Source organism: Caballeronia choica (assembly GCF_001544535.1).
GTDB classification, from domain to species: domain Bacteria; phylum Pseudomonadota; class Gammaproteobacteria; order Burkholderiales; family Burkholderiaceae; genus Caballeronia; species Caballeronia choica.
The window spans coordinates 1-7,527 of the sequence record NZ_FCON02000239.1 but is presented as its reverse complement, the minus strand read 5'-3'; the positions used below and the strand labels follow the sequence as shown (position 1 = coordinate 7,527).

Sequence of the window (7,527 nt, the reverse complement as noted above, 5' to 3'; positions counted from 1 at the left end):
CTGCTTTCTTTGCTTACTTTCTTTGCAGCAGCAAAGAAAGTGAGTCCCGCCCCGGACAGGGGCAGAGCTAATAAACCGCAAAGAAAACAAGCTCCATAGAAGCCGCAAAAACATCAAACGGTGTAAACCACACCACACCACCCCCCCCAAGCGCCAGCAACTACCCTTGTCGGTTTCCGCCAAACCCATGTCGCGTTGAACCCACGTCAGACCCCAGCGCGAGCGCTACCCTCGTCGTACGGGGCGTGAGACCAAATCACGCGAGCCGTCCACGAGACATGGAGACGAAAGATGAGCAGCAATCGCGGCGTCGTGTATCTAGGGCAGGGCAAAGTGGAAGTGCAATCCATCGACTATCCGAAGATGGTCGATCCGCGTGGCCGGGCAATCGGTCACGGTGTGATACTCAAGGTGGTCAGCACGAATATCTGCGGCTCCGACCAGCACATGGTGCGTGGCCGGACCACCGCGCAAGTCGGCCTGGTGCTCGGCCACGAGATCACCGGCGAGGTCATCGAAATCGGGCGCGATGTCGAAACGCTCGCGATCGGCGACCTGGTGTCCGTGCCGTTCAACGTGGCTTGCGGACGCTGCCCGACCTGCAAGGCGCAACATACCGGCGTGTGCCTGAACGTGAATCCGTCGCGTGCGGGCGGCGCGTATGGCTATGTCGACATGGGCGGCTGGATCGGCGGGCAGGCTGAATACGTGATGGTTCCGTATGCCGACTTCAATCTGCTGAAGTTCCCGGATCGCGCGCAGGCGATGTCGAAGATCCGTGACCTGACGTGCCTCTCCGATATCCTGCCGACGGGCTATCACGGCGCCGTGATGGCGGGCGTCAAGCCCGGTGCGACGGTTTATATCGCGGGCGCGGGTCCGGTCGGGATGGCGGCGGCCGCTTCAGCGCGGCTCCTGGGCGCGGCGTGCACAATCGTCGGGGACATGAACGAGGAGCGTCTCGCGCACGCGCGCAAGGTGGGCTTCGAGACGATCGACCTGTCGAAGGACGCGACGCTCGGCGAGCAGATCGAGCAGATTCTCGGCAAGCCGGAAGTGGATTGCGCGGTCGACTGCGTCGGCTTCGAGGCGCACGGGCACGGCACCAGCGGACACAACGAGGAAGCGCCCGCGACGGTGCTCAATTCGCTGATGGAGATCACGCGGGCGGCGGGCGCGATCGGCATTCCGGGGCTCTACGTGACCGACGATCCCGGCGCCACCGATGCCGCTGCGCGGAAGGGCAGCCTGAGCATCCGCTTCGGACTCGGCTGGGCCAAGTCGCATTCGTTCCATACGGGGCAGACGCCCGTCATGAAATACAACCAGAACTTGATGCAAGCGATCCTGTGGGACCGGCTGCCGATCGCGGATATCGTGAATGTTTCGGTGGTGTCGCTCGATGAAGCGCCGGAGGGGTATCGGAAATTCGATGGCGGCGCGCCGAGGAAGTTCGTGATCGATCCGCACGGGCTGTTGAAGGCGGCCTGACGTATGACGCGGTGGGCGGCGTGGCCGCCCATGAGACTTACCGCTTCGTCAACATCGCGTACATCTCGATCACCGTATCGGGCGAGAACGTATACGGCACCCAGCCGTGCCCGGTGTGGCGCAGCACGAGCAGGCGATCGCCATTCGACTGCTTCTGCGTCGCCATCATCGGGTTTCTCGTCGCGGCGAAGCGCCAGCCCGGCGGCAAGCCGCCCGGCTGCTCCACGGTCATCGACGAACGCGCATTCGACAGTTCCTCGATCAACTGCGAGACGCCCTCCGGATTCAACAGCACCGACTTCCCGCCGATCGTCATCTCGATCGCATCGCGCGCCGGACGCGAGACCGTCAGCGTCGGCTTCTCGTCGGCGGGAGCGGCCGGCTGTGCGGGCGCGGCGGGTTCAGCAGAATCAGCGGAATTAGCGGAATCGACGTTCACGGAAACGGCGGCGGTCTGGAGGAGCTCATCGAGGCTCAACTCCAGCGCGCCAAGCTGGTCATGTAAGTTCATGCGGTTGCCTTGTGTATTGCGTCCTTGCATCAAGCACGCGATTTTACCCGCTGGACCCCGGCGTCGTCCGCACACGTTGTAACAAAATGCTTGTAGGGCCCTGTTTTGAAGGGCCTCTTTTTGTGTTCCTCCGCGGGATGGGATCAGGTTGGTTGCTCGCGCGCTGTCGGCGTAACGATCGACACGAGCATCCCTATCAGCACGATCTCCGGCGGAAGGTCGGGAGGCTGCGGGCTCGGCATCGGCCTGACACTGCCGCGGGCGGCGCGTTCTGCGCGGCCATGATCGGCGCCGGATGATTTCGCTTGCATGGCTTTCGACCGTGAGCGCGAATGTCACCGATGCTGGTCGCCGATGAGTCGACATGATTTGAGCGCCGGACTGCTCGTCGTGTCGATGGCCAGGCGTGGTGTCGGGCACAACCCGACCATGGTCCGAAATTCGTTGGCCCGCAGGCGACACTTCGGGCCTTCCCGCTTCGGCTCGAAGGGCTGACATCCGCGCCGGTAAAGGCTCAGCGCCGGATGGCATGGACTCTGCATATAGGCATCGCTCCAGCCAGCCGTGATGCGTTCGCGGTTCGTCCACGCAGATGAACTGCACGATGCAGCGGCTGGAATCCACGTACTGCGGCGCCGCCGAGTATGCATCCGACCGAGTCACCGGAGCAGGCCATGTTCGTCTATCTATTCATTCAATTGTTGCGATTGCTTGATCGCGCGGAGCATAGCCGGCGCGATGCCTACCTGGCGTCGGCGGTTGATCTGGGGGAGCTTGAGCGTCGGATGCGTGAGATCGAGGCAAATGGATAAGTTGCAAGCATCGCTGGCGCCCGGGTCGTAGTCTGGCAACAAACCGACCCCCAAGCGCCGGCGACCCTCACCGCCCCAGATACCCATTCACGCGAAACCAGTCGAGCGCGTCGCGCAAACCCTCCCGATAGGGCCGCGCCCGAAAGCCCAACTCACGCTCGGCCTTCGCAGAGGTGAAATACATCTTGTTCTTCGACATCCTCAACCCATCGACGGTGACGAACGGCTCGCGCCCGCTGAACCTGGCGTACCACTCCGCGCCGATGGCGAGCGGATAAAGCGGCCCGCGCGGAATGCGAATCGTCGGCGGCTTGCGGCCGGAAAGCACCGCGATATCCGCGAGCATCTGCTGCAACGGCAAGTTCTCGCCGCCCAGGATATAGCGCTCGCCGACCACGCCGCGTTCCAGCGCAAGAAAATGGCCGGCCGCCACATCGTCGACGTGCACGAGGTTCAGCCCCGTATCGACAAACGCGGGGATCTTCCCGGTCGCGGCCTCGACGATGATGCGCCCCGTCGGCGTCGGCTTGACGTCGCGCGGGCCGATCGGCGTCGACGGGTTCACGATCACCGCCGGCAGCCGGTCGTTCGCCACCATCCGCTCGACGGCGCGCTCGGCCAGCACCTTGCTGCGCTTGTACGCGCCGATGGTCTGGCTCGGATCGGCGGGCTTCGTCTCGTCGACGATCGTGCCCGCGCTCGTCACCTTCAGCGTGGCGACGCTGCTCGTGTACACAATCCGCTCGACGCCCTCGGCGAGCGCCGCGCGCATCGTGGCCTCGGTGCCCTGCAAGTTCGAGCGCTCGATCTCGCTCGGGTCCGGCGCCCAGATGCGGTAGTCGGCGGCGACGTGGAACAGGTACCGCACGCCCTTCAATGCGGCGCGCATCGACGCTTCGTCGCGCATGTCGCCGAGCACCACTTCCGCATCGAGCGCTTCGATGTTCTTTCGCGAGCTGGTCGTGCGCATCAGCACGCGCACGTCGAAACCGCGTTCGAGCGCGATGCGCGCGACCGCCGATCCCACGAAACCCGACGCGCCGGTGACGAGCACCCGGCCACTTGAAAATTCAGTCATTTTTTCCTCTTTTGCGCGCCATCCGGGCCGCCGCGGGTAACATGTGCGATGCGGATGGCGCCCGTTGAATCGGCCGCGAACCTATATGTGACAAGGGCTCGCGGGTCGTGCTATGGTCCGTGCCTGCCGCTTCGCCCGGTGCCGGGACCTCAACAAAAAAGCCAACCGTCAATGCTTAAAGACAGTCGAAACCAATCCGTCTGGCTCTACTTCGCCATCGCGATCCTGCTTGTCATCGTGTTCGCCGTCGACTGCCTGACGCCGTTGCGCGTTGCGATCTGGGTCTTCTACGTTCTCCCCGTCGTGCTGTGCCTGTGGGCCGACCGTCCGGCGATACCGCTCATCACCGCCGGCATCTCGTCGGTGCTGATGATCTCGGGGTACGTGCTGTCGGGCACCGCCAGTCTCGCGAACCCCGAAGTGGCGCAGATCAACCGGGCGATGGGCATCTTCGTGCTGCTGGTGCTGAGCGGCGTGGCCTACCTCTATATCAAGACGCGGCTGAGCGTACAACGGATCGCGTGGCTGCAACAAGGCGCCGCGCAAATCGGGCTGCAGATGCGCGGCGAGCAGTCGCCAGCTTCGATCGGCGCGAGCATCCTGCGTTCCCTCGTGCCGTATGTGAATGCGAAAGTCGGCGTGGTCTATGCGCTCGATGGCGACACGCTCACGCGCACCGCCTCCTGGGCGCTGCCGGGCGAAGACGTCGCGCCGCGAGCGATCAAACATGGCGAGGGGCTGGTCGGGCAAGTGCTGGACGACCCGCGCCCGCTCGAAATCAGCGACGCCTCCGGGCACTACCTGAAGGCCGCCTCGGCGCTGGGCTCGGCGACGGCATCGAAGGTCGTGATCGCGCCGCTATTCGCGGACGGCGGTTTGGCGGGCGTGATCGAACTGGGCTTCGTCGGCGACAAGAACCGTTTCGACGATACCCGCGAGATGATCGAAATGGCCTCCGAAGGCATGGGCATGGCGCTGCGCTCCGCGCGTTATCGATCGCGGCTCGTCGAGCTGCTCGAGGAAACGCAGCGGCAGAGCGAGGAATTGCAGGTGCAGCAGGAAGAGTTGCGCGTGTCGAACGAAGAACTGGAGGAGCGCGGCCGCGCGTTGATGGATTCGCAGGCGCGGCTCGAGACGCAGCAGGCCGAACTCGAACAGACCAACGTGCAACTGGAAGAGCATACGCAGCATCTGGAGCGCCAGAAGGCCGAACTGCTGCAAGCGCAGCAGGAACTCGCCGCGAATGCGTTGTCGCTCGAACGGGCGAGCCAGTACAAGTCGGAGTTCCTCGCGAACATGTCGCACGAGTTGCGCACGCCGCTCAACAGTTCGCTGATTCTCGCGAAGCTCCTGCAGGACAACAAGCACGGCAATCTCACCGACGAACAGGTCCGCTACGCCGCGACCATTCATTCGTCGAACAGCGACCTGCTTTCGCTGATCAACGACATCCTCGACCTGTCGAAGGTCGAAGCCGGGCAGATGGACGTGCAGTTCGCGCCGGTCGCCGTCGATTCGATCCTGCACGCGCTGCGCCAGTCGTTCGCGCCCGTCGCGCAGAGCAAGGGCGTGGAGTTCGTCACCGAGCACGGCGAAGGCGTGCCGCAGTATTTCGTCACGGATAACCAGCGGCTTTTGCAGGTGCTGCGCAATCTGCTGTCGAACGCGTTCAAGTTCACCGAGCGCGGACAGGTGACCGTGGCGGTCGAGCAGGCGGGCGAGAACGCGCTGCGCTTCGACGTGCGCGATACCGGCATCGGGATCGCGCGCGACAAGCAGGACCTGATCTTCCAGGCCTTCCAGCAAGCCGACGGCACTACGAGCCGCAAGTACGGCGGCAGCGGCCTCGGGCTTTCGATCTCGCGTGAATTCTCGCGGCTCCTGGGCGGCTCGGTGGGCGTGTCGAGTGAGGTCGGCACGGGCAGCGTGTTCTCGGTGACGCTGCCGCTCAACGCGAGCGAAGGCACCGTCACCGCGAAGCTCGATACGATCGGACAGATGAACGCGTCCGCACCGGCGTCGCCCGGCCTGCGCGAAAGCGCGCCGAAGCCGGCACAGCCCGCGCCGAATGTGCCGGGTGCGCCAAGTGCGCCGGTCGTGCCGGCGCCTGCCCCGATCGCCGATGACCGTGCGAACCGCAAGCGTCCCGATCGCGTGATCCTCGCGATCGAGGACGACCTGCCGTTCGCCAGCATCCTCTACGATCTGGCGCACGAACTCGACTTCGACTGCGTGCACGCGACGACCGCGACGCAAGGCGTCGAACTCGCGCGCGAGCTTCAGCCGAGCGGCATCCTGCTTGACATCGGCTTGCCGGACCAGTCGGGTTTGACGGTGCTCGAATGGCTGAAGCACGACCCGCTCACGCGGCACATTCCGATCCACATCGTCTCCGCGACCGATCACGCCGACGTCGCGCTGCATCTCGGCGCGATTGGCTACACGTTGAAGCCGAGCGCGCGCGAGACGCTTGCCGGCGCGATCCGGAAGCTCGAAGCGCGCTCGGCGCAGGGGATGCGGCGCGTGCTGGTGGTCGAGGACGACCCGGTGTTGCGCGAGAGCATCCACGCGCTGCTCGCGAGCGAGACGGTGGAGATCGTCGAGGCGGGCACGATTGCCGGCGCGCTCGATGAAATGGCGCGCGCGACGTTCGATTGCGTCGTGATGGATCTTGCGCTGCCGGACGGCTCGGGTTACGAACTGCTGGAGCGCGTCTCGACGAGCGGCGAACATGCTTCGCCGCCGGTGATTGTCTATACGGGGCGGATGTTGTCGCAGGAAGAGGAGCAGCGCCTGCGCCGCTACTCGAAATCGATCATCATCAAGGGGGCGAAGTCGCCGGAGCGTTTGCTCGACGAGGTGACGCTTTTCCTGCACAGCGTCGAGAGCGCGTTGCCGCCGGAGCAGCAGCGGATGTTGCGCGCGGCGCGTCAGCGCGACGACGTGTTCGAGGGCCGCACGATTCTTCTGGCCGAGGACGACGTGCGCAATATTTTCGCGCTGTCGCATGTGATCGAACCGCTGGGGGCGAAGCTCGAGATTGCGCGCAATGGGCGCGAGGCGCTTGAATCGCTGGCGCGGCATCCGGGGATCGATCTGGTGTTGATGGACGTGATGATGCCGGAGATGGATGGCCTTACCGCGATGGCCGAGATCCGCAAGCAGCCGGAGCACGCGCGTTTGCCGATCATTGCGCTGACCGCGAAGGCGATGCCTTCGGATCGGCAGAAGTGCCTGGAAGCAGGCGCCGATGACTATATTTCCAAGCCTATCGATGTGGATAAGCTGGTGTCGTTGTGTCGGGTTTGGTTACGGTAGCGGTTTGTTGTCGCTGGCGCTTGGGGGTGGTGTTTACGCCGTTTGATGCGCTCGGGCTTCTGTGGAGCTTGTCTTGTTAGTGGTCTATTAGCACTGCCCCTGTCCGGGGCGGGACTCACTTTCTTTGCTGCTGCAAAGAAAGTAAGCAAAGAAAGCAGCTTCCCACCGCCAATGCTTGCCAGTCGCCGCCAGCCCGTTATGTCGGAGTGGTCCAACCGGGGGAGTGTCGTTAGCGGAGTTTCATCGTTGTTGGCATGTAGAAAAGGCGCGCACGTCGCACCGCTGCGCGGAGTGGAACAGCAGTCATTCATCCGTCC

The 7,527-nt window shown here is 64.1% G+C and carries 5 protein-coding genes; 3 read left to right on the top strand and 2 right to left on the bottom strand.

What is annotated here, in order from left to right; translation table 11 throughout:
- Positions 1–291 precede the first annotated feature (291 nt).
- Entirely contained in the window at positions 292–1,491 is a 1,200-nt protein-coding gene (gene fdhA, locus AWB68_RS40950) for a formaldehyde dehydrogenase, glutathione-independent (RefSeq protein ID WP_087649867.1), read from the top strand.
- 37 nt (positions 1,492–1,528) lie between these two features.
- Here the strand turns inward: fdhA and AWB68_RS40945 are convergent, their stop codons facing one another.
- Positions 1,529–2,002, bottom strand: coding sequence for a hypothetical protein (locus AWB68_RS40945; protein WP_087649869.1), 474 nt, complete (start codon positions 2,000–2,002; stop codon positions 1,529–1,531).
- A gap of 674 nt (positions 2,003–2,676) precedes the next feature.
- On the opposite strand from AWB68_RS40945, the gene AWB68_RS40940 reads away from it, so the two are divergent.
- Positions 2,677–2,814, top strand: a complete 138-nt coding sequence (locus AWB68_RS40940) for a DUF3563 family protein (protein WP_087649868.1) — start codon at positions 2,677–2,679, stop codon at positions 2,812–2,814.
- A gap of 67 nt (positions 2,815–2,881) precedes the next feature.
- Here the strand turns inward: AWB68_RS40940 and hpnA are convergent, their stop codons facing one another.
- Positions 2,882–3,892, bottom strand: a complete 1,011-nt coding sequence (hpnA, locus tag AWB68_RS40935; protein WP_087649866.1) for a hopanoid-associated sugar epimerase — start codon at positions 3,890–3,892, stop codon at positions 2,882–2,884.
- A 171-nt stretch (positions 3,893–4,063) separates the two neighbouring features.
- On the opposite strand from hpnA, the gene AWB68_RS40930 reads away from it, so the two are divergent.
- A complete protein-coding gene (locus AWB68_RS40930; protein WP_087649865.1) occupies positions 4,064–7,210 on the top strand; it encodes a response regulator in 3,147 nt (1,048 codons plus the stop codon).
- The last annotated feature ends 317 nt before the right edge of the window (positions 7,211–7,527 follow it).